The sequence below is a fragment of the Rhabdochlamydiaceae symbiont of Dictyostelium giganteum genome, assembly GCF_964291045.1.
In the GTDB taxonomy this organism is placed as follows: Bacteria; Chlamydiota; Chlamydiia; order Chlamydiales; family Rhabdochlamydiaceae; genus PALSA-1444.
In genome coordinates this window covers 92,693-115,743 of sequence record NZ_OZ197277.1, presented here as the reverse complement: position 1 = coordinate 115,743, position 23,051 = coordinate 92,693, and the positions used below count along the sequence as shown (strand labels likewise).

General features: G+C 38.9%; 16 protein-coding genes. 11 read left to right on the top strand and 5 right to left on the bottom strand.

What is annotated here, in order from left to right:
* The first annotated feature begins 189 nt into the window (after positions 1-189).
* Both ACI7T6_RS00395 and ACI7T6_RS00390 read left to right on the top strand, forming a co-directional pair.
* On the top strand, positions 190-2,079 hold the full coding sequence (locus ACI7T6_RS00395) for a hypothetical protein (protein WP_404665625.1): 1,890 nt from the start codon (positions 190-192) through the stop codon (positions 2,077-2,079).
* Positions 2,080-2,239: 160 nt separating this feature from the next.
* Positions 2,240-3,001, top strand: a complete 762-nt coding sequence (locus ACI7T6_RS00390) for a hypothetical protein (RefSeq protein WP_404665624.1) — start codon at positions 2,240-2,242, stop codon at positions 2,999-3,001.
* 74 nt (positions 3,002-3,075) lie between these two features.
* Here the strand turns inward: ACI7T6_RS00390 and ACI7T6_RS00385 are convergent, their stop codons facing one another.
* The gene (locus ACI7T6_RS00385; RefSeq protein WP_404665623.1) at positions 3,076-3,888 is read right to left on the bottom strand and encodes a hypothetical protein; all 813 of its coding nucleotides are present in this window, start codon (positions 3,886-3,888) and stop codon (positions 3,076-3,078) included.
* Positions 3,889-4,207: 319 nt separating this feature from the next.
* Between ACI7T6_RS00385 and ACI7T6_RS00380 the strand changes: the two genes are divergently transcribed.
* The 7 genes from ACI7T6_RS00380 (at position 4,208) to murI (ending at position 9,857) form a co-directional block, all read left to right on the top strand.
* Entirely contained in the window at positions 4,208-4,948 is a 741-nt protein-coding gene (locus ACI7T6_RS00380; protein WP_404665622.1) for a MotA/TolQ/ExbB proton channel family protein, read from the top strand.
* Complete coding sequence (locus tag ACI7T6_RS00375) at positions 4,945-5,358, top strand: ExbD/TolR family protein (RefSeq protein ID WP_404665621.1); 414 nt, start codon at positions 4,945-4,947, stop codon at positions 5,356-5,358. The genes ACI7T6_RS00380 and ACI7T6_RS00375 overlap by 4 nt, the downstream gene beginning before the upstream one ends.
* A 13-nt stretch (positions 5,359-5,371) precedes the next feature.
* Complete coding sequence (locus ACI7T6_RS00370) at positions 5,372-6,379, top strand: hypothetical protein (protein ID WP_404665620.1); 1,008 nt, start codon at positions 5,372-5,374, stop codon at positions 6,377-6,379.
* Positions 6,369-7,703 carry a Tol-Pal system protein TolB gene (tolB, locus tag ACI7T6_RS00365; protein ID WP_404665619.1) on the top strand — a complete coding sequence of 445 codons (1,335 nt, stop codon included), beginning with the start codon at positions 6,369-6,371 and terminating at the stop codon, positions 7,701-7,703. The genes ACI7T6_RS00370 and tolB overlap by 11 nt, the downstream gene beginning before the upstream one ends.
* Before the next feature lie 70 nt (positions 7,704-7,773).
* Positions 7,774-8,427: an OmpA family protein gene (locus tag ACI7T6_RS00360; RefSeq protein WP_404665618.1), complete on the top strand. Its 654-nt coding sequence runs from the start codon at positions 7,774-7,776 to the stop codon at positions 8,425-8,427.
* Positions 8,427-8,993, top strand: coding sequence for a LysM peptidoglycan-binding domain-containing protein (locus ACI7T6_RS00355; RefSeq protein ID WP_404665617.1), 567 nt, complete (start codon positions 8,427-8,429; stop codon positions 8,991-8,993). The genes ACI7T6_RS00360 and ACI7T6_RS00355 overlap by 1 nt, the downstream gene beginning before the upstream one ends.
* A gap of 12 nt (positions 8,994-9,005) precedes the next feature.
* The gene (gene murI / locus ACI7T6_RS00350; RefSeq protein WP_404665616.1) at positions 9,006-9,857 is read left to right on the top strand and encodes a glutamate racemase; all 852 of its coding nucleotides are present in this window, start codon (positions 9,006-9,008) and stop codon (positions 9,855-9,857) included.
* A 23-nt stretch (positions 9,858-9,880) separates the two neighbouring features.
* Here the strand turns inward: murI and ACI7T6_RS00345 are convergent, their stop codons facing one another.
* On the bottom strand, positions 9,881-11,575 hold the full coding sequence (locus ACI7T6_RS00345) for an MFS transporter (protein WP_404665615.1): 1,695 nt from the start codon (positions 11,573-11,575) through the stop codon (positions 9,881-9,883).
* Between the two features lie 359 nt (positions 11,576-11,934).
* Between ACI7T6_RS00345 and ACI7T6_RS00340 the strand changes: the two genes are divergently transcribed.
* Both ACI7T6_RS00340 and ACI7T6_RS00335 read left to right on the top strand, forming a co-directional pair.
* The gene (locus ACI7T6_RS00340; protein WP_404665614.1) at positions 11,935-14,835 is read left to right on the top strand and encodes an exodeoxyribonuclease V subunit gamma; all 2,901 of its coding nucleotides are present in this window, start codon (positions 11,935-11,937) and stop codon (positions 14,833-14,835) included.
* A complete protein-coding gene (locus ACI7T6_RS00335) occupies positions 14,822-17,791 on the top strand; it encodes a UvrD-helicase domain-containing protein (RefSeq protein WP_404665613.1) in 2,970 nt (989 codons plus the stop codon). The genes ACI7T6_RS00340 and ACI7T6_RS00335 overlap by 14 nt, the downstream gene beginning before the upstream one ends.
* 4 nt (positions 17,792-17,795) lie before the next feature.
* Here ACI7T6_RS00335 and ACI7T6_RS00330 read toward each other — a convergent pair whose 3' ends face one another.
* The 3 genes from ACI7T6_RS00330 to ACI7T6_RS00320 form a co-directional block, all read right to left on the bottom strand.
* A complete protein-coding gene (locus tag ACI7T6_RS00330; protein ID WP_404665612.1) occupies positions 17,796-19,169 on the bottom strand; it encodes an MATE family efflux transporter in 1,374 nt (457 codons plus the stop codon).
* Positions 19,162-19,398: a hypothetical protein gene (locus ACI7T6_RS00325; RefSeq protein WP_404665611.1), complete on the bottom strand. Its 237-nt coding sequence runs from the start codon at positions 19,396-19,398 to the stop codon at positions 19,162-19,164. Before ACI7T6_RS00325 ends, ACI7T6_RS00330 begins: the two co-directional genes overlap by 8 nt.
* 364 nt (positions 19,399-19,762) lie before the next feature.
* The gene (locus ACI7T6_RS00320) at positions 19,763-22,864 is read right to left on the bottom strand and encodes a patatin-like phospholipase family protein (RefSeq protein WP_404665610.1); all 3,102 of its coding nucleotides are present in this window, start codon (positions 22,862-22,864) and stop codon (positions 19,763-19,765) included.
* Between the last annotated feature and the right edge of the window lie 187 nt (positions 22,865-23,051).

Here is a 23,051-nt window from a genome sequence, read left to right as displayed (position 1 = left end):
ATCAAAAATACACACCCTCCAAATAGCTATTTTTCATCCTATTTTAAGATGAATAATACTCCTATAGGAGTGTATAGTGCATTCTATTTAAACAACTTAGGGTTTAAAATAGGTAAAAATGATTTATCTTGATTGTTTTATGAATGAGTAGGAATAATGAGAAATTCATCTATTTTAAGGAGACGCCTCATGCTCATGAGAAATACCCTTCGATGGGCGGGAAAAAATATCTCTTTTTTCTTAGCCCCAAAAGAAATAACAGGAAAATTTACTCCTCATTTTTTCAGTACAACAACCAAAAAAGCCACTGAAGTTGCCTCTTCTCAATTAGAGTCTAAAACTTCTCCCTCTACTCAAAAGCTTCCATCCCCTCATGCACTATCAAAAGATCTATCCCTTCCAGAACATGAGGCTAGGCCCCCCTTTATCAGAGACGCCTCATGGTTAAGACCCCTGATGGAAAAAGGCGTTATCGATGCTGAAGCAGAAAAAAAATTCCTCGCATCATTTGAGCCTCATTGGGTATCAGAGCCTAAAAACTTTGTTCAAATCGATTTAGACAAAGCAACTCATAGCGATCTCATTGCTCTTTTTCCTGTAATGAGTAAAGGAGTTATTGATCCTGAAGTAGACGAAAAGATCACCCAGATATTGGATGATCAGATGAATGCAGATTTTGCTATAGAATATGCTAATCCAGAGCTTGACCGTTTAATTGAGCTCAATCATGGGAGAATTGAAAATATTGAAGATTTTGACATGTTTGACCTGAGGCACAGAGCTACCCTTGGCGTGCTTGATGCAGAAACAACAAGAAAGGCACATGACAGGGTGTATGCTTATTATGAAAAGACATCTCAAGACCTTATCGATGAGGGAGAGCTAACTGACTATTCTGCCTATTTTGAGCCGGATTTAGAGAATGATCTTTTAGAAGATAAGCCATCCAAAGACTTATCCCTTCAAGAAAATCAAACAGAGCCCCCCTTTATCAGAGACGCCTCATGGCTAAGACCTCTCATGGAAAAAGGCGTTATCGACGCTGAAGCAGAAAAAAAATTCCTCGCATCATTTGAGCCTGATTGGGTATCAGAGACTAAAAACTTTGTTCAAATCGATTTAGACAAAGCAACTCATAGTGACTTAGTTGACCTTTTTCCTGTAATTAGTAAGGAAGTTATTGATCCTGAGGTAGATGAAAAGATCACCCAGATATTGGATGATAAAAGGAATGCAGATTTAGATTTAAAATACGCTAATCCAGAGCTTGATCGTTTAATTGAGCTCAATCACGGTAGAATTGAAAATATTGAAGATTTTGATATGCTCGAGCTACGGCACCGAGCTAATTTTGGTATGCTTGATGCAGAAACCACAAGAAAGGCATATGACAGGGTGGATGCTTATTATGAAAAGATGTCTCAAGATCTTATCGATGAAGGAGAACTAACCGACTACTCTGCCTATTTTGAGCCGGATTTAGAGAATGATCTTTTAGAAGATAAGCCATCCAAAGATCCACCCCTTCAAGGAAACCAATCTAAGCCCATTCTTCTCAGAGAAGCCCCATGGCTAAGGCCTCTTATTGAGAAAGGCGTTATCGATGCTGAAGCAGAAAGAAAATTCCTTGCATCATTGGAACCTGACTGGGAATCAAACCCTAAAGACTTTGTTCAAATCAATTTGAACAAAGCCACTTATGATGACCTGATTGATATTCTCCCTTTAACAGTTAGAGATATTATTGATCCTGAGGTGGATGAAAAGATCACCAAGATGCTGGATGATCAAATGAATGCAGATTTTGCTATAGAATATGCTAATCCAGAGCTTGATCGTTTAATTGAGCTCAATCATGGGAGAATTGAAAATATTGAAGATTTTGATATATTTGAACTAGAGCACCGAGCCAGCCTTGGCTTGCTCGATGAAGAAACAGCAAGAAAATCTCAGGAGAGGTTGTTTGCTTATTATGACAAGATGTCACAAGATCTTATCGATGAAGGAGAGTTAACTGACTACTCTGCCTATTTTGAGGAAGAATTAGAAAATGAGCAAGATCTTCCAGAAAAGAAATAAAAGAATCTACGCCTGCTAAAACAGACTATTCTTATTAAAAAATGTGCATATCGCATATTATTGAAACAATCACCACTAATTATGATAAAAATCATTTTTATTGATTGTTTTATTAATGGATATGAATAATGAGAAATTCATCTATTTTAAGGAGTACACTATGCTAATAAGAAATATCCTTCAACGGGTGGGAAAACACACCTCTCTTTTCTTAATCCCAAAAGAAACTAATGGAAAGTTTGCTACTGTTTTTTTCAGCACAACAGTCACCAAAGCAACTGAGGTTGCCTCTTCTAAACTCGGATCTACAACTTCTCATTCTACTCAAATGCAAGAGCCTATTCTATATACAGCACCTCACCCTAAATCCTTTCAAGAAAATCAAACAGAGCCCACCTTTATCAGAGATGCCTCATGGCTAAGACCTCTCATGGAAAGAGGCGTTATCGATGCTGAAGCAGAAAAAAAATTCCTCGCATCATTTGAGCCTGGTTGGGTATCAGAGCCTAAAAACTTTGTTCAAATCGATTTAGACAAAGCAACTCATAGTGACTTAGTTGATCTTTTTCCTGTAATTAGTAAGGAAGTTATTGATCCTGAACTAGACGAAAAGATCACCAAGATATTGGATGATAAAAGAAATGCAGATTTTGCTATAAAATATGCTAATCCAGAGCTTGATCGTTTAATTGAGCTCAATCACGGTAGAATTGAAAATATTGAAGATTTTGATATATATGAACTAGAGCACCGAGCCAGCCTTGGCTTGCTCGATGAAGAGACAGCAAGAAAATCTCAGGAGAGATTGTTTGCTTATTATGACAAGATGTCACAAGATTTGATTGATGAAGGAGAGCTAACTGACTACTCTGCCTATTTTGAGGAAGAATTAGAGAGTGAGCTTAATTCCCTAGAAAAATAAACTGGTTTTTTAAATTTCTATACAAGCACTTTTATGAGCATCTCAAAAAGTGCTTGTATTGTTGTAAAAATGGGTTATTTTGCTAATTTTTCGATGGCATCATAGATCATACTTACGACCTTACTCCGTGCTTTACCTATAACTGTTACAGTTTCTTTAGAAACTGTATGAAGATCTAGCATATCGATAATGATATTTTTTTCTTGTAATCCCTCAGCTTCTTTAAATGAAGTATAAAGCAGTGAAGAAGGTTCTTTCGCTTTATTCCCCTCACTCATCCTCGCTATCAAAGCTGTATTAGCTCCCCTTTTCTCATTAGAAATGACAATAGCTTGAAAAGAGATCCCTTCAGCTGTCTTCACCTCAACAATATCTCCTTGATGAGATATCATAGGATTACTTGCTAATTTAATCTGATTAAGAAATTTATCCATTATTCTTTGATACAGCCATGAATTTTTTAAACTTCCAATCTTTTTTAATAGAGGATCGTCATGATCCGTTGTACTCACCTGGTTTATCACAACAATAGAGTCATTATGAAGACGATTATCATCATCTTTACGAATAATAATGGTTTCATCTGTCTGAGCTATTTTAAGAGATTTCAAGGCAATCCATATGATTTTTTTTGCAGTCACAAAAAGAACCACCCTAGGTCTTCCTGCTTTTTGCGTAAGAAATTTTCCTGTTATCACAGAGGGTGTTTGAGATGTTCCAATATCGCCTGGTGAAGTAATCACTTTAGACATTAAGGGAGGTGTTGTAGAAAAAGACCGCTTAGCAATTGCTTGAATAGCCTGAATAGAGATAGAGGTTTGACTCGTATTTATTTTCAGTAAAGGGAAGACGTTTTTTGTAAAACGGAGCGCATAAGAATTGATCATAAAGACTCCTTGTTATAAACTTTATTTTAAATTAATTTGAATATTAAAAATAGAGTTAATTTAAAATAATTAATAAAACTATTTATTTTTTATTTGTTATTGAAATAAAAAGGAATTTAATTAACGAATAGTTTTAATAATTTTGAATTGTTTTTAACCCTTACCCAATCTATAAAAGCACTCTTTAGGGGGATCACATAGGTGCTATGCGCTCTCTTGTCTAGAGTCAAAAGTCATGCACAATTTGTATTGGGATTTGGGAGTTATTTTGGTATGATGGAAGAGGCATGGCCTCTCTCTAGAAGGAAATCTATTATTTATGCTTATACTAGCCGCCTCTAACGTATTTTCTTTAGCCTATTCTCAATCAGACCCTTTTGGGAAAGTCGTGATTTTAAGCTTAGTTCTTCTCTCTATGGTTTGCTGGATGACGCTTATCTACAAGCTGTGGATGGTTTATCAAGTGAGTAGGCTCTCTCGTTATTTTGAAGGAGCTCTTAAAGCGCAAAAAGCTCCTTTACTCACTCTTGATGCCTCTTCTTTTCCTGCTTTAAAAGCACAAGGGTCTCCCCACCCTTTTCATCACATCTTTTTCTCTGTGAAAGGGAAAACCATTGATCTCTTGAATAAGAATCAATACTTCCTCTCTCAAGGAGGATCCTCTTCTAATGCGTATCTCACCGCTAATGATCTCAATGTGCTTGAAGCGTATGGCCTCATGATTATCTCCTCTCAAAATAACCTCTTAGAAAGGTATCTCTTCATCTTACCCACGATCGTGACACTTGCTCCGTTTCTTGGGCTCCTAGGGACTGTATGGGGGATTTTAGAGACCTTTACAGGGCTTCAAGGAGGAGGAAGCTTAGGATCAAGTAGCGCTATTTTAGGAGGGATCTCTACAGCGCTAGCCACAACTGTTTTAGGGCTCATCATTGCAATCCCTGCCTTAATCGGCTCTAACTACCTAAAAAACTACTTAAAGAGATATCTTTCAGAAATGGATGATTTTCTCACCCTCATCATCTCTCAAATTGAAATCCAATATAGAAAAGTCGAATGAAAAGATCGCTTAGACATGAGACAGCTCCTCTTGAGTCAGAAATCAACCTCACTCCCCTCATCGATGTTGTCTTTGTTCTTTTGATTGTTTTTATTTTAGTTGCTCCCTTACTTGAATTAGACCATGTAGAGCTAGCTCAAGGAGCCTCTAGAGGAGGCTCTACACAGCCCCCTAAGCAGTCATCCCTTACCATTCATGTCAAGCAAGACGATACCATTTGGTTTCAAAGCAAATGCGTCTCAGCAGATGAGCTCTTAAAAATGCTTAAACAAAGCTTTAAAGAAGCGCCTCATCAAGCTCCTCAACTCTTTCAAGATAAAAGAGCCCATTTTGGAACCTATCAAACTGTAAAAAATGCCATTGAAATTGCAGGATATGACCAAATGGATGTGATTTTAAAACCGCATTAAGTGAAATAACCCTATGATGTTAAAAAAGCTCACATCTTTGGTGATAACACTTCACATCATCTTTATATTTTTTCTCGTAACACCTCCCTCCCATTCACGTAAAAAGCTCTCTTCTTCTGTGAAAATCCGAACCACGGTTCCTTTAAGAAACCCCTCTCTTGCTGTGAAAAACCTCTCGCAAAAAAGCTCTTCCGCTCCTATCAAAGGCGCATCTTCTTCCGCTATAAGTTCAGAGAAAAAATCTTCTTCTCCCGCTCAATTAGAGCCTAGAGTAAACCCCAGAGTAAAAGTAGAGCCGTCTTCTACTCCAAGCTCTCAAAAAAAGCTGCCTAATCTCTCGGTCTCTTCTAAAACAGTCTCCTCAAAGTCAGCCTCTTCAGTTAAAACTCAGGCAGGAACGAATATAAAGCCCTCTCCTGTAGAGCTTAAAAAGCAGCAAGCCCCCTCTCAATCTTTAAAGCCGCCCTCTTCTCTTGCTGCTAAACCGCTCCCTAAAACCTCTTCTTCTCCTAAAGTAGTAGATGCTCCTCAAAAGCCAAGAGTGCCTCAATCTTCTCCCTCCTCTCCTGTAGTAACTCCCTCTACGATAGAGCCCTCTTCTCTTTCATCTTTTGAAGCGTGGAAAGAGATTGAGGAAGCGCTCGCTAAAATTGAAGAGAAAAGCTATCCTAAGACACAAACTCCCTCATGGGGATCTTCTATAGCTGTAGTGCCTGATGATGTGGATCATGAAGAAGAGAGCTCCTATTCACCTCACGCTCTCTTTTCTCATGAGGGGGCTTTAAGCGAAGAGGATTTAGTGGTGGGTTTTTTATATACCTCTCTTCATCTTCCAGAATCAGGTGATGTGAAAGTGTCTCTCACATTAAGAGCTGATGGAACGGTGAAGGAATTAAAAATCTTAAATGCGGAAAGTGGGAAAAATAGGCTTTATCTGGAAAAAAATCTCCCTAAGCTTCGATTCCCTGTAAAAAAACCTGAAGAAAAAACATGGATTTTCAATTTTTGTCATGAAGTTTAAACTCTTTTTAACCTGTATTCTCTGCTGCATTACTCCTTTAATCACCCTGCATCCCTTAGAGGAAATCCGGGTTTGTTTAAGTAAGTCAAACTCGTTAGACCCTCTTTATTTGGGTAAAATCACCTGCTCAGATGGCTCTTTTTCAGATAGCTATTTAACGCAGTTACGCTCAGTACTGCGCTTTGATATGCACCATAATGGAGAGGCAGAAGTCATCCCTTACCACCCTGATAAAGAAAAAGCTCTTGCAACTGCTGCAGACTCGTTCCATGCAGCAAAGTGGAGAGCTTGGGGAATCACTTATGCTGTACAAGTAGAAGTGAAAGAGCAATCTCTTTTTCTGTCTTGCTACTCTTCTCATAATTCCTCTCTAAAGAAATTTACCCCCGTTAAACTCTCAGGAGTCCTCTCTCAAGATCGTAAGCTCCTCCATAGACTTTCAGATCATCTCTTTAAAGCGCTATGGGATAAGCCAGGGATTGCAAGCTCGAAGATTTTGTATGCGATGAAGGTACAAAAGCAACAAAAGGTGATTTCAGAAATTTGGTGCTGTGATTTTGATGGAGGAAATGCGGTTCAGCTGACCCATGAAAATAACTACTGCATTACCCCTGTCTTTTTATCTTCTGGATCTAATCAATTTCTCTATGTCTCTTATCAATACGGAGTCCCTAAAATTTGTATCGCTCCCCTCTCAGGAGGAAAAGGACAAAAGATACTTGATCTTAAAGGCAATCAGCTCCTCCCTGCCGTCTCTCCTCAAAAAGATCAGATTGCGTTCATATCCGACGCTTCAGGAAGAGCTGATCTTTTTATTGCTCCTATTTCTAAAGAAGGAAGAGAAACTTCTAAACCTCTTCAGCTTTTTTCTTATCCAAGATCAACGCAAGCCTCTCCCACCTTTAGTCCTGATGGAACCCAAATTGCGTTTGTTTCTGATAAAGAAGGGATGCCATGCATTTACCTCATCCCCTCGTCGTATCAAACAAAACGGCAGTCCCCTATTCTCTTATCCAAAAAAAACCGGGAAAATTCTTGCCCTGCTTGGTCTCCTGATGGAACAAAACTGGCCTATAGCTCAAAAACAGACGGAGTAAGACAAATTTGGATTTACGATTTTAACTCGAGAGAAGAGTGGCAATTGACAGATGGCCCAACGCATAAAGAAAATCCTGCGTGGGCACCTAACAGCACTCACCTTGTATTTAATTCTACAGATGGGCACTCTTCTGAGCTATATCTTGTGAATCTCAATCAACCAGAGACCATTAAGATTACAAGTGGTGAAGGAGTCAAACACTATCCTGCGTGGGTAGGAAAATAGAGAGTAGTCGAAAAGAGGGCTTCTCATTTACACTGTAACGAACGATATTATTGAATAAGGAACTTTTATTATGAAGACCATCATGCAGATCAGCTCTTCCATCCTTTGTTTACTCCTCTTTACCAGTTGCCAAAGTAAATCTGGCAATATTTGGGATGATAATCAAACAGGGGCGCATTATAAACAACATATGACAGCTGCAAACCCTTGGGATAGGTCTCATCAAGCAAGCTTTTCATCCAATGAGTTTCTCCCTTTAAATGATGACGATCTTAAAAATCAGTTTACAGATATCTCTATCCCTCAACCTAAAAAAGAGTTAGGATCTAAAGGGATGCCAACTGTTGAACAGTTTAATCAACCTCAAGGCGCGCTCTCTAGCTTATTCTCGCCGATTTTCTTTGATACAGATCAACATAGCGTGAGAAAAAAAGTGTATATTGAGCAAGTTCAAAAAGCTGCAAGCTATCTCAAATCCCACCCTAGTACCTATGTGATCATTGAAGGGTATTGTGATGAAAGAGGCCCTGAGGCGTATAACCTTGCTTTAGGAACAAGAAGAGCAAACTTTGTAAGAGGGCTTCTCATTCAACACGGAGCAAAACCTGATCAAATCCACACGATATCTTTTGGAAAAGAGCGGCCGTTTGCTTTAGGACATAATCCTGATGCTTGGACACAAAATAGACGGGCTCACTTCCGTATCCATCACGAAGGAAAATAATGCGCTCAGTTTGGACTCTTCTTCTTTTAGCTTCTCTTATCTCTGGATGTACACGCCTTCAAAACTCCTCTTTAACAAACGGAGTGGTAAGCGACTTACGTCTTGAAATGGCAGATTTAAGGCAAAGAGTAGGAGAATCCGAGCTTGATTTAAGGCTTCTTGAAGACCGCATTGAAACAATAGAGCATCATGTGCGGTCTTTTGAAACTACAGCAACTACGCAAACAGCAAAAAAGATCAGTGAGCTGGAAAAAACTTTAGAAAAAATGCATCAAGAGATGCAATCTCTCATGCAATATGCTAAGCAATCTCATCACTCTTTAACGCATCATGCAGAAAAAATGGCGCTTCTTGATCAAAAGTTTGAAGAGATTGGCAAACTACGCACAGCTCTTTCTAAGCTATCTCCTAAAAACACTCTTTCTTACCGCGTAAAACCTAAAGACTCTCTTCAAAAGATTGCAAAAGATCACAACGTCTCTTTAGAAGAGCTTAAAAAAGCTAATCACCTCTCTTCTGATGTGATTCGGCCAGGTCAAGAACTTAAAATACCCTCTTCCTCATAAAATTAAGGCTCTATGGATCAAAAGAGTCAAAAAATTGCTGTTTTTGATTCGGGACTAGGAGGACTTACTGTTCTAAAAGCTCTGCAATCTCTTCTTCCTTATGAAGATTTTCTCTACCTTGCAGATACAGCGCGCCTCCCTTACGGCTCTAAAAGTCCTGCTAAAATCATCCATTACACAAGAGAGATCTGTGATTTTTTACACCAGCACTCTGTTAAGCTAATTGTGATGGCTTGTAATACAGCAACAGCTGTTGCATTAGAAAAAATACAGCCGTATTTTTCTATTCCCTTAATTGGCGTGATTGATCCTGTGATTCCTCAAGTGATTAAAGCATCTTATCAAGGAAGAATTGGGATTTTAGGCACACTTGCCACGATTCAGTCTGGGGCTTATCAAACAAAATTAAAACGTCATTTACCTCATGCAGAGATTACAGCTACAGCTGCGCCGCTTCTTGTGCATTTAGTAGAAGAGGGGTTTGCCTCTCACCCCATGACCCATCTTGCCCTTGCAGAGTATCTAGCGCCCCTCATTCAAGCAGAAAGTGACACCGTCATATTAGGATGCACGCACTTTCCTCTTTTAAAGCAGCAAATTGAAGCGCTCCTTCCCCCCTCTACTCATGTGATTGATCCCTCTTTTGCGTGCGCAGAAGAGGTGAAAAGGATTTTAGAAAGTCTAAATCTTCTTAATCCTAAAACAACTATGACGCAGCCTACGTTCTATGTCACAGATAGCCCAGAGAAGTTTCAATATCAAAGCGGCCCCTTTTTAGAAGAGGCGCCCTCACATGTGCATTTACATGAAGGAAAAGATCCTTTACTCTTGAATCCTCTAGAGCTTGCGGCAGCTTTATCTTAAATATGTTCTATAAAGAAGCTTCATTATCTTAAGCTAAGAGTCACATGAGCCACTGCAAAAGAGGGAAAGCAGCAGTCGATATACACAAGAGGTGATGTTGTTTTGAGTTTAAGTGCGTGAGAGAGCCTAGCTGGTTTAATCATCACACAAGGATGAAACACCTCTTTAAGCTCATCTTTTACTTTGTTAATTGAGGGGATATAGCTTTTCTTAGGATCAACCCAATGAATCGAGGGACAAATACGCGATATCCAAGGAAACTGTCTTTTTTCTTGTTTAAAGAAAATATGGACAGGATAAGGAGCAAGCGAGAGAAATAAAAACGCTTTTAACCAAGTGGCCTCTGTTAATACTAATATGGCTCCTGGATATTTCTCAAGAAGCTCTAAATTTTGTACTCTTAGGCGAAAGAGCGGCTTTAACAGATATTGGGAGAAAAAAGGAAGCGCTAAGCTAGAGAGCTTTGAGAGTAAAAAGATGGAGAGCCCAAAGGTTAAAAGGCTAATCATTCCAAACCCTGCAGCAGGAGAGAGTTGTAAAATATCGCTAAAGACAAAGAGAAGTAATGAGGCGATTAAAACTCCGCAAAAACTTAAGAAGTTACTAGCTGCTAGAATTTGTCCTCGTTTAGCATCTGGACTATACACCTGAACAAAGGTGTCAAAAGGAACAATGAAAAGGCCGCCGCACACCCCTAAAAACACTTGAAAGCAAATTACTGCGATAAGATGGGTGCTAAAGAGAAATAAGAGTCCTAAAGAAAGAGCAATCAAAACCCCTGCAAAGCAAGACATCCCAATTTCTACACGTTGACGAGAGATTTTTCCGCTTAAGTAGGACCCTACTGCAATACCAAGCGCTGTACTTAAGAAAAGATACCCCCCTGCCACATCACTTAAGCCTAAAGAAGTCATGGCAAAAGGAATGACATTTAGCTGAATAAACGCTCCTACAAAGAGAAAGTAGGCAGAGCTATACATGGCAATTAAGAGGTACTTTTTCGTCTTACAAAATTGCAGCGTTTTTAAGATATCATTTATGAAAAGCCCCTTAGGAGGGTGATCTCCTTGACAAGGAGGGGTGTACTTCACTCCAAATGTGGCGATAAATCCAGCTAACGCAATGAGAAGACAGATCCCCGCAATGGCCACAAAATGGTGCGCTGTGATCTCTGTTAAAAAAGAGGCTAAAAAGGTTCCCACAATCACGCCAAGATAGGTAAAAGAGGTGATAAGGCCATTAGCAGAAGACACCTTATGCGGAGGAACAAGCTCTGAAATAATGGCATATTTAGAAGGGCCAAACATCGCGCTATGAGTGGCTAAAAGAAAAAGAAGAAAATAACTTCCTAAAACGCTTTTAGATCCAAAAACAAGCATGGCAACTAGCATGATGCCCATTTCTACAACTTTCATGCCCATTAAAAGCCTCTGTTTACTCAGTCTATCTGCAAGTGTTCCAGCAACGGAGGAGAAAACAAGAAATGGAATCACAAAGACAGCGCCAGCTACTGACATGATTTTACTGGCATACGCCTCTCCCATCATATCAATGAGTAAGAAAGCGGTGACAAGTTTAAAAATATTGTCGTTGAGAACACCTGTAAATTGCGCAATGTTAAGGAACTGAACGGAGTTTTGATGAGAAGGAGAGAAGCCAGGAATTTTGAAGAAAATGTCCTCTAAACAGCGGATGATTTTATTTATATAGAACATCATAAATAAGGTCTCAAGAGAAGGGGGTTAATTTTTAAATTCCAACAAAAGAGATCACCACCTTGCTTAAAAGAGTTAAAGAAAGACTTTTTTTATTCAAAGAGAGAAGATCCATGGGAGAAATGGTAGCATAAAAAAATGAAGAGCGCACCAAAGTTTTTCCCAGGTTTATGTCTAAGGCAAACTACTTTCTTTAAAAATTGGATTTTTCTTTCTGCTAGAGGGGCTGATTTTTATCCATTCTTCCTCTGATCTTTTTTTAAAGATGAAGAGAAACGTTTGTTACTGTAGTCTTAAAGAGGTGGGTGGAGAAGAAAAAGCCCTTTTCTTCTTCATAACGCCCTTAATTTGACAAGATATTCATGAAGGTTTTTGTTTCCAATTCCCTCTCTTCTCTAGCAGAGTCTCTTTATCACTCTCTTTTTATTAAGGATTCCCCTCTTCAGAAAAAATGGGTTGTCATCCCTCATGAAAATGTAAAAACAGACCTCTATTTAAAGTGGCTAGAAAAAACAGATGTCATTACAGGGATTAAAGTCATCACTTACCATGAGCTCCTCTCTCTTCTTTTTCCCTTGGTTCCCTCTCGCTTAGAGCTTACCCTTCGTCTTCATATCGCCTTAGATGAGATCTTGTTGCCTCCTGCTATCGCAAGCTATCTCTCTACAGGTAAGGATAAAAAGCGGCAAGGATTGATCCAAGAAATCAGCACGCTTTTTTTACATTACCTCAAGATGCCAGAAGACGCTCTTACCCTTTGGCTTCAAAAAGAAGGGTGGCAGCAATCTCTTTGGAGAGCGATTTTTCCAGAAGAAATCCCGACCAAAAAAGGCATCCCTTTAAATGGACACTTCTTTTTCTATAACATAGCTACAGTCTCTTCTGATGAATATGCTCTTTTTGCTAAGATGCATACAGAGTGGTTTCTCTTTTCTCCAAGCGAAATGTTTTTAGGAGATCTTAAAACCAAAAAGCAGCAACAAAAGCTCTTAAAAAAAGCCCATACCTCTCTTCATCAAGAGCTTCTTTTTTACTTTGCTCAAGACCCTCCTCTCTTATCGAATTGGAAAGAGGTGTGTCAAAAGCAATGCACTCTTTTTGAAGAAGAAAAGTGGAAAGAAGATTTTAAAGCGCCCGACTCCTCCTCGATGCTCCATACCTTGCAGCTGGAATGGTTAACCCTGGAAAGATCGCATACCCCTCCTGATACCTCATTACAAATCCACTCAGCTCCTACAAAACTTAGAGAAGTGGAAGCCGTGTGGGAAGTGATTCATCAAAGTGGCAATCAAGGGAAAGATGTCCTTGTTCTAGCCCCTGATATCGATGAATACGCCTCTCTCATTCAGTTTGTCTTTTTAACAAGAGAAGGGTCATTTGATTATACCATCCACGGGGTGAAAGAAGAGAGTTTATCTCCTTCTTTAGAAGGACTTAAACTTTTACTGACGCTACCTGAGTACCGCTTTTCAAGAGAGGTGATGGAAAAACTCCTTGTCAATACCCCCTTCTTAACCCGCCTTAACATGACCTTAAAAGAGGGAGAAGAGCTCACGAAATGGATGCGCACTTTTGAGCTAAGAAGCCAGTTAGATGAAGGACAGGGTAAAGACTTTTGTAAAGATACAGGATCGTGGAACGGGGCTTTAAAACGGGCAGTAGAGAGCTTAGTCACGGTCTCTTGCTTTGATACTTCCCTTGAATGGACAGATACTACTCTTTTAAGCCAGTGGATCACGTTAAAAGAAGAGATGTTGAAGCATTTATATCCTCTCTCTCAAGAGATCAAGCAATCTGCTCTAGAGTGGGAGAAGTGGCTTTATGCTGTGATAGATACGTTTTTTGATAAAGATGTTCTTATGCCGTATTTTCAAAAAATACTTCGCCTCTTAAGAACGATAGAGAGTGAGCACCTTTTTCCCTACAGCGCTATTGAACCTTTAATGAGGTCTGTATTTGAAGCAAGATCGGGTAAGATTCCCTCAAAATCTCTTGAAGCTATCACCTTTACCTCTTTTACTTCAGGCTCTTTAACCTCTGCTAAAACTGTGATCCTCATGGGAATGGAAGAGGGGTCTTTCCCTAGAAAAGAGCCTGCATCTTCTCTTGCACAGCTGCCACTTCCCTCTAAGCTAAAAGAGGCGCAAGACGCTCTCATGAAAGCCTTAGCTTCGACTCAAGAACAATTAATCATCACGTATACAAGATGCCACCCGGGTGATGGTAAAGTGTTAAACGTATGTCCTTTAGTAGAAGAGCTTCAAAAAGATAGGGGAAATATTTTAACTCTTCATCATCCCCATTCTTCTGAAGATTCGTCGTATTTTCAAGGAAGTGAGCTTCAAAGTTTATCACACACACATTACACGCTTACGGCTCACCCTCTCTCTCAATCTCCTTTAGAAGAGCTGGTTTTGCTGCCTCCCTCTTTCAAACCTGTGGTTTCCATCCAGGCGATTAAAAAGCTTGCAAGACACCCTTTTAAATTTTTCCTTCACGAGAGACTAGGAGTACGGTTTTTTAAAGAAGAAGAGGGAAGAGAGTTTGTACTCCCTCCTTATGTCCTTTATCCCTTTAAAGAAAAAGGTCACCCTATTTCTTTAGAAGAAATAACAAAGGAGCTTGAGCAGCAAGGCAAGCTTCCTATAGGCTCTTTTAAAGACGCCGCTCTTTTAGCTATCAAACAAGAGATTGCTGACTATCAAGAGGCCCTTGAGGCGTTTTGTTTAACTCCGTCCTCTTTTATGACTATTGTATTAAGTCCTTATTGTAAAACGCCTTATCTTATGGATGAAAAGACAAAAGTAATCCCCTCTCTTACCCTCACTTTAAAAACAGGGGAAAAGGTGCAGATTGAAGGGACTCTAGAGGGACTATCCTCTAAAGGGTTTTTCTTTCAGGGAGACTTTTCTTTAGAAGATCTCTTAAAAATATGGCCTCTTTATTGCCTTGCCTCTGTGATCTTCAATGACTCATCCCTTCCTCTTTTTTCTGCAAAAAAACGGGAGCAAAAACCGTTTTCACTGAGCAATCCGTTAGAATCTTTAACCAAATACATGGACTATTTTCATAAGGCTCTTCTTTCTCCCTCCCCTTTACTTCCCTCCATGGGTAAGCGGTTATTAAAAGAGTGCGCCCCTCTTAAAATTGAAGATGATCCTCTCATTGAATGGGGAATAAACCGGAACCTCATACCCTCTTTCCCCTTATGGAGTGAAAAGTGGCGCTCTTACTTACAAGAGGTGTTTCATGAACTTCTTTGATATTTTAGCTAAAGAAACTCCTATACCATCTCGCCTCTTCTTAGAAGCGTCTGCAGGGACAGGAAAAACCTTTACCATCGAGCATCTCTTCATCAGGTTACTGCTTGAAAAAAAATTTTCCATCCATGAAATTGTGGTTGTCACCTTTACAAAAGCTGCGACTAGGGAGCTAAAAGAACGTATACGGTGTAATTTAGCCCTCATTGTAGAAGGGAAAAAAAGCTACCCTTATTTAGAGCAGCTATCTCCTCAGCAAAGAAGTGCTCTTCAAGAGGCACTTAATCAATTTGATACCGCGCAAATCTTTACGATTCATAGCTTTTGTCACCACCTATTGCAGCAATTTGCGTTAGAGACAAACACCTCTTTTCACCTCAGTGAATGGGAGCCTCATGAAAAAGAGTGGGAGATGAAAGAGTTCTTACGCACACAAAACACTCTCTCCTCTGGGCAGCTCCGTAAGTTACTCCGCTCTTTAGCAAATGATATTACTACGCTCATGGAAAAACTCGGGGCATCTTCTTCTCAAGAACAAAAGTGCCCCTCTTCGAAAGAGCTCCTAGAAGAGGTGAACACGTGTCTCTTAGAGATCACACCCTTTCCTGTGGAAAAAGAGTTTGAGGCTCTTAAAGTTCACTATAAGAAAATGAACTCTAAACAGTTTTCATCGCAAGCTAGGCAACTAGAAACGGCTCTTCAAGAGCAAAAAATACCGCTCGATCTATGGGAAGAGTGGATTACAGCCCCTGACTTTTTCTTAGAAAACCTCCATAGGGATCAAATCAAAGTAAAAGGATCTCCTCCTCAAGATCACCCATTATTTCACTTAAGAAAACATATTGTGCCCAGGCTTCAACTTGCTCAAAACCGCTTAAATATCTTAAAAACACTTCAAATGAGCTGGAGGGAGCATGAGCAACAAGTGGCAGAAGAAAAGGGAAAAATCACCCCTGATGACCTTTTACAAAAAGTGTATGAAGCGCTTAAATCCTCGGAGTTCATAGAATCGATTCGGAAGTGTTATCAAAGCATTATCATTGATGAGTTTCAAGATACAGACCCTCTTCAATGGGCTATTTTTCAAACCTTATTTCTTCAAGACCCCTCTAAGAGAGCCTATTTCATTGGAGATCCCAAACAATCGATCTACGGCTTTAGAAAAGCAGATATTTACACCTTTCTTGAAGCGTCTAATCATTTTGCTGTAGAGAGTAAAGCGATTCTTCACCGTAACTTTAGATCCGGGTCTTCTCTCATTTCTCAGCTCAATCACCTCTTTTGCCACCCTGGGTGGATGCATCTTCCTCGTCATAATACCCATTTAGAAATCCACCCTTCTACAGCTGCTGTTGAAGGAGAAGGTGAGCTTATTTTTATGATCATGGAAGAAGAAAAAACCAGGTCTTCTAAATGGCCCTCTCTTAAGACAGAAGAAGATTTATTATTTCCCTTTATTGTAGAAACCCTTCAAAAGCTTGCCCTAAAGCCTCAGCAGGTAGCTATTTTAGTGAAAGACAGATATCAAGCAAGACGGGTACAAAACTTCTTAACCCTTTGGAATATCCCATCAGCCCTTGGCAAAAAAGCGCCTCTTAAAGAATCACTAGCTTTTACATGGTTAGAAGAGCTTGGAGAGCTTTTTCTTGATCCTCATAGCACCTCTTCTCTGACAAAACTTCTCCTTGGCCCTTTTGCACAGCTCTTACCTCATGAAATCACAGGGGAGGCTCTCTTTAAAGCCAAGCAGCACATTTTACAGTTAAAAGAGGTGTGGCTGCAAAAAGGGTTTGGCGCCTGCTTTGCGCTTTTTCTAAGGTTAAGGCTAGGTAAAGATACTGCTCTATCTTGCTGTTACTCAAGCGGTCAACACCTCCCTTATGAAGATCTGTTAGAGCTCATTCCGCACCTCTTTTTTTCTCCAACACCCCACCACTTTAAAACCTCTTTACGTAAGTTAAAGCAAGAAGGCTCAGAAGATAGGCTTAAGCCGTCCTCACAAGGGGTGCAAATCATGACCGTGCATGCCAGTAAAGGGCTAGAATTTGACACGGTGTTTGCTATAGGGCTAGCGTCTCGTACCCCTTATCAAGATCTTTCTCCCTTAGAACTTGAAGAACTTGATGCAGAAAAGATGCGGCAATTCTACGTTGCGCTTACCCGCGCAAAAACAAGAGTCTATATTCCTATTGTGCATGAAATACCCACGCCCTCCTACGGTTTAGGAGAAGGATCTCCTGTTGAAATCTTTCTCTCAAGAAGAGAGCTCTCTTTAAATGCGTTTTCCTGCGTGCATTTAAAAGAAGGATCGTTTTCCTTAACGCCCCCCTCTTTAGAAGAAATACCCATTATTCCCCCAAACCCTATGCCAGAGCCTCTTGCGGTTAAACCCCTCTACTCCTTTTCTTCACTTGCACATTATGAAAAACAAGATGTAGAAGTGACCCCTGATGGGCTAACAGCTGGTCTTGAAACAGGGCATGTGATCCACCGTATTTTAGAGCGGTATTTTAACCAAGAAGATGCGCTCTTAAACCTCATTCGTCAAGAAATTATCCACACTTCTCTAGCGTCTCAAGAAGAAAAAATACACGCTCTTTTAGAAAAGACACTCGGGCTTAACTTAGATGGATTTACCCTTCTAGATATTAACTTAGAGACCCTTCAAACCGAAATGGAGTTTTTATACCCTTCAGGAAAAGGGTGGATGAAAGGGTTTATTGACCTTTGCTTTCTGCACAATCAAAAGGTGTATATTATTGATTGGAAAAGTAATCAAATACCTCAAAACTCTTTTCATGCTTTACAAGATGTGATGCAGTCTCACGACTATCTTTTACAAGGGAAGATCTATGAAGAGGCGCTCCAAAGATATTTAAGACACTACCCCGATCTTACTCTGGGAGGGATCTATTTTATCTTTATCAGAGGCCCTTTTGTGTATTCCTACACCTCTTAAGACTTTAGCAGATCACTTTTGAAAACGTTGTAAAACACGCTTTAATGCGCATTAAATACGCTGTTAAAGAAGCCATACAAGGAACAGTCATAATCGCCCAAAGAAGATGCGGCGGACCGTTTAAAATATGAAATACCAAGTAAATAGGTAAGAAGGTAAATAGCCAAGAGGTGATGGCATTATAATACATTAAAAACTTTGTATCTCCGCAAGCAGTTAAAATACTTAATCCAATCCAAGCTAGCCCCTCTGCTAAGAAAAAGAACCACAGTCCGTAACACGACTGAATGAGAAGATGCATTTGATCAGGAGAAAACGGGGTTAAGAAAAATGCATGAATGCATTTTCCAGGGAAAATTAAAAGGAAAAACCCTAAGATCACCATAATCCCTGACAACATGAGAAAAGCCGACTTTGCAGAGCGGATGACCTTATCTTTATTATCACTTCCAATCAAATAAGAGGCGATGGTAAGAAGCGCTTGCCCCATCCCTTCTGTTAAACAGGAGAAGAAAATACAAAGATTCCCTGTAATGGATAACACAAGAAGATAGTCTCCCCCTCTTCCTGTAATGATTTTAACAGCAGCCACCCAAGCCGATAAAATGCTCAGCTTACTCACAGCTGTTGGCGCTCCAAGTAAAATATACTGCTTCATTAAACTGGGATGAATTTTCCACTGATTGGTCCCATACTCTTTTTGTTCTTGTCTTCGCATAAATAAGATAAAAAGCACAAGGCAGTAAAAGAATTGCGAGATTACAGTCGCGTAAGCCGCTCCCCTAATCCCCTGAGAGGGGATATAGTTAGGAATTCCAAAGATCAAAATGATATCGAGAAATAAATGCAAAATAGAGCTGATAAACATCACACAGGACACTGTGGAAGATCTCCCTTGCCCTGTGAAAAATGTCGATAGAGCAGATCCTAAGGGAAATAAGAAATTAGCTCCCATGAGGATATGAAAATAGGGGGTAGCAAGCGGCTCAATGCTCTCTGGGAAAAAGAATTTTGCAGCGATGAGTCCAAGAGGGAGTGTAAAAGACATCGAAAGAAGAGAAAACCAAATCGCTTGCCATACAACAGATCCAATTGAGCAGTGATCTTGCGCGCCTTTATATTGCCCCACAAACACTTGAGACATCGAAGAGATCCGAATGCAAGGGATTTGAAAGAGCAAAATAAAATAGGTAGCAATCGAGCACGCCTCTAAAGCCTCTAGGGAATATTTTTCTAAGAAAAACCTATCCATGAGGTTGGTGATACAGACAAAAAGAAGGGAGATGATCAGCGGCCAAGAGACGGTATACAGCTCTTTAAGACTGCCTAGAGAGTGCTTTGTTAACTGGGTAGAAGGAGAATGGGAGAATCTAAACATGTGTGAGCCCATCACTCTTCAGCGCATCTAATCCATGCTCTACGCTCTTTCTCATGAATGTTTTGTCCAAATAGGTGTCTTGTGTATTTTGTAACACAAAAGCGTAAGTCTCTTCTTGTGGATGAAATGGTCTCATCAAAATATCTAAGAGAGGCGCATCATCTTTTTTGCACAGCAAGGAGAATGCACGTCTTTTTAAAGCGTACTTCGTCACTTCTTTTACTTGCACAGGGTCTTCATGCTTGTCTTAAACTCCTTATCTCCTGAGAAAGCGATGTTTATCCTTGGATGAATTTTTTAGAAAAAAACAGCATCTTCTTCAAAGAGATCTCTCTCATTCCTTGTCTTGAAGATTCTATGACGACTCTATTTTTTTTCATATGATTTTAAATAAAAATCGTCATTTTTTGAGGTGAAAAATCAAACAATGATTGATAAACAATCATTTAGCCTATTTCTTTGATAAAAAATCACCTAATTCTGTGTCTTGAGATATTTGATTCATATCCGTACATCTCTTGGTTTTTCTTTCAATCAAGAAAAACCAAGATTATTTCTCTAGAATAGAGAACTGATGAATATCATATTTGTTACTACTGAATGCTACAATAGCCTCTTACTGCAGTAATAAATTGAAAATCAATCTCCGTTCCATCTGATGATACATGAACATAAAAATTCTGTTTTTGATTAAATGCTTGTTCAATTGATTTACTGAGTTCAGACATATTTTGTTTGTCTTGAATGTAGACTTCCACTTGATCTGTATTATGAGGAATGGCTAGCAACACTTTTTGAAACAAAGAATAAAGTGACTGAAAGACTACATCAGAAAAACCGCCTTCAGGGGTTAAAGTAAGACTAAAAGTGGTTTTACTTCCACCTATAGGAAAAATGTATTCCCCAACAGAAATATCCAATTTTGAACACATTCCTTGAGGAAGTTCATTCATCATTAGCGTAGCATTTGTCTTTAGATTCTCATCGTCTTGTACTGAAAGATCAATCAATTGTTGTGAAATAGTTGTTAAATCCAATACTGTAATAAGGGCTTCTGGATCTATGGTTGGTTCAATTGTCACTTTAGGAATGATGACTACTCTCCCTCCCCTTGTGGGAATTGTAAAAGTCGTAGTAGCCTCATGACTATCATAAATTAATATCCAAGGCTTTCCTTGATGATTCTCTAAAGCTTGATGTATTAATGAGATCATTTTATCTTGAGATTCATCTTTTGGAAGAGAAATACGTAATTTACGTGCAAGATTTTTATACGCCTCTAATTTTGTAACTTCATTAGAGTAAGAGAGAGTCTCTATAAATGAATAGGAATTTCTATACTTATTGATGAATGCAGCGATAAGCTCATGTGTTTCAACACGTTGAGCTCCCTTTAAAAGAAGCGATTGATGCTTTTCTAACGTTGATTGAATACTACTCAACTTAGACGCTTTTCCTTTTAATGTTGCTGAAAGAGAATTGAGATTTTCAGAAGTTTTCAACTGAATTAAGGATTCAAATCCCTCTGCTTCATGTTTTTTATAAAAATTAACAACTGCAGCTTCACCTGATTGAACCAGTTTATTTTGCCTTTCTCGGCTTAAATTAAAGCTGGTGAGATTTACGCCTTGGTCATCAATATTAATGATTCTGTAGTGCTCAAAAGAATTTGTTTCTCTTAATAAATCTTCAGCATTTGAATAAACATCAACTAAAGCTTTTAATAAATCCCCTACTGTGTCAAATGAATTTGCTTTAGGTAATTCAGGTGAAGAATGAAAAAAGCTAAAACCCAGTGTTTGATTATTAAACTTAGATCTATCTTGTACATTTTGAATGACGCCCCCTTGCTGGTACTTTTCTCGATCAAAAGTATCAATAGGGAGATTATAGATCATTCCTCCGTCTAAAAATTTCCCTAATTCGAGATGTTCACTCCGAATGCCATTCTTTTTTATATGCATAGTATGGGGTTTAAAAGCTCCAGGGATTGACATAGAAGCTCTAACCGCATCAGAAATAATGATATTCGCATGCTGTACATCTTCCGAGTTGAAATCAACAATTGCTCCCTTGCCATTGATCTGAGTGGCAAATATATGAAGATGTTTAAAAGGGTAAGAAATGCGAATCAGTTGGTGAAGCTCTCCAAAAGTACAATACTCTATACCCGTCTTTTTTCGGATTTGACTCTCAATCCAAATTCTAAAAACTTCCCCTTCGCAAATTCCTGTCAGCGACCACAACTGCTGAAATAATCCCTTAACTTGATTAACCATCGTGGGAACAGGATTTAAAAAGCACTTTAAAATATCATTGGTATATTTAATCAACTGTGGCCACTGAAGAGGATTAAGCACTTTTTTAGCAACATCTGTAATTTTTGTCTTGATTGCAGGGGAATCCAAGAAAGACATCATATCCATCCCTTTCAGAATAGACTCCATTTCCGCATGGGTAAAATTCAAAGCAAGAAGTGTACTATTAATTGCCCCAGCTGAAGTTCCTGCAACACGGGTCACCTGCGATAAAGCTTTTCTTTCTTCTAAAGCTTTCAAGGCTCCTACATAAGCTACTCCTCTTGGTCCTCCTCCTTTAAATACCAGATTATGAGGACTCTTAGTGGAAAAATTAGGAGGAGATGTAATCTCTCTTTCCCTTTCAGAGAATAAATTTCGTATCAGAGCTTGTGTATTAGCATGAGCTAATTCCCGTACTCCGGTTTCTATACTGCCATGTATACTTAGCTGACAATTTAAGGCATATAATTTTTCCACTAACCGAGGATTTCCACTTAGAGCTGCTAAATGCATCGGGCGATGCCCTAACTTATTTTTATGCTCAATATTTGCTTCATATATTTTTAACAAAGAAAGTGCTTCAAAATTTTCCGCTACAACAGCATAAGAAAAGGGTGTATTCCCATGACAATCTTGCATTTCAAGGACTTGATCACATAAATCGGAATGTTTACTCAGAAGATGCTTGAGCATTGCATTTTTATGAAAATGAATAACTAAGTGAAGAAAAGATGCCTGGGAAGCGGATCGAGATAAGAGAGAAAACGACTGACCACTTACCGTTTTACTTCTCATAGCCTTCAATAAAACATCTACACACTCATTGTCGTTATGAATCATTGCATATTCAGCAGGAGTAATCGTAAATTCCCTGTGAGCTAGCGAAGAGGCGTGTTGAGTCCCTCTATAGATAATTGTAGAATCAACGTCTAATTTTTTAGATATAAATAACTTAACTATATGAAGTTGATATGTTTTAATCGCTTTATGAAGAGGTGTTTTATTTTTATCGTTATGAGTGTCGATATCAAAATATCTTAAGAAAGTTTGAAATAATTCAGTATATCCTTGTCTTGCTACCACATGGAGTGCCGAATTATTGTGATGATCACGATGTCTAGTACCTATGTCATAGGTGATGAGTTTTTCAGCTAAAGAAAGATTTCCTTTGTTAATGGCTATCATTAAAAGAGAACGTCCTTTTAAATCAACAACTTGACTTAAAAGTTCTTGTGATCTTGCCTCTCCAAAAGAGCTCCAAGCATTTTCATCGCAAATATATTCAAAACACTTCGTAAAATTAGCTTCTGGAATAGGAAAATGTTGAGAAATTTGCTCATAAACATTGACTGCATTTGTACTACTAGATGCTATTTGGGGAGAAGCTGTGCTCATAAAATCTCTTGAGTTAAAATTTTTTCAGAATTCTACTCCGACAATATATTTTGATCAATAAAATTTAAATTGGTTACATTTCTGCTAGAAATCAGTCGTGCCTTAAACTCTTGTTTCATCAAAAAAAGCTGTTTTTATGAATATTGATGAGCTTAAAAAACAATATTTGTAAAATTTATCACTTATA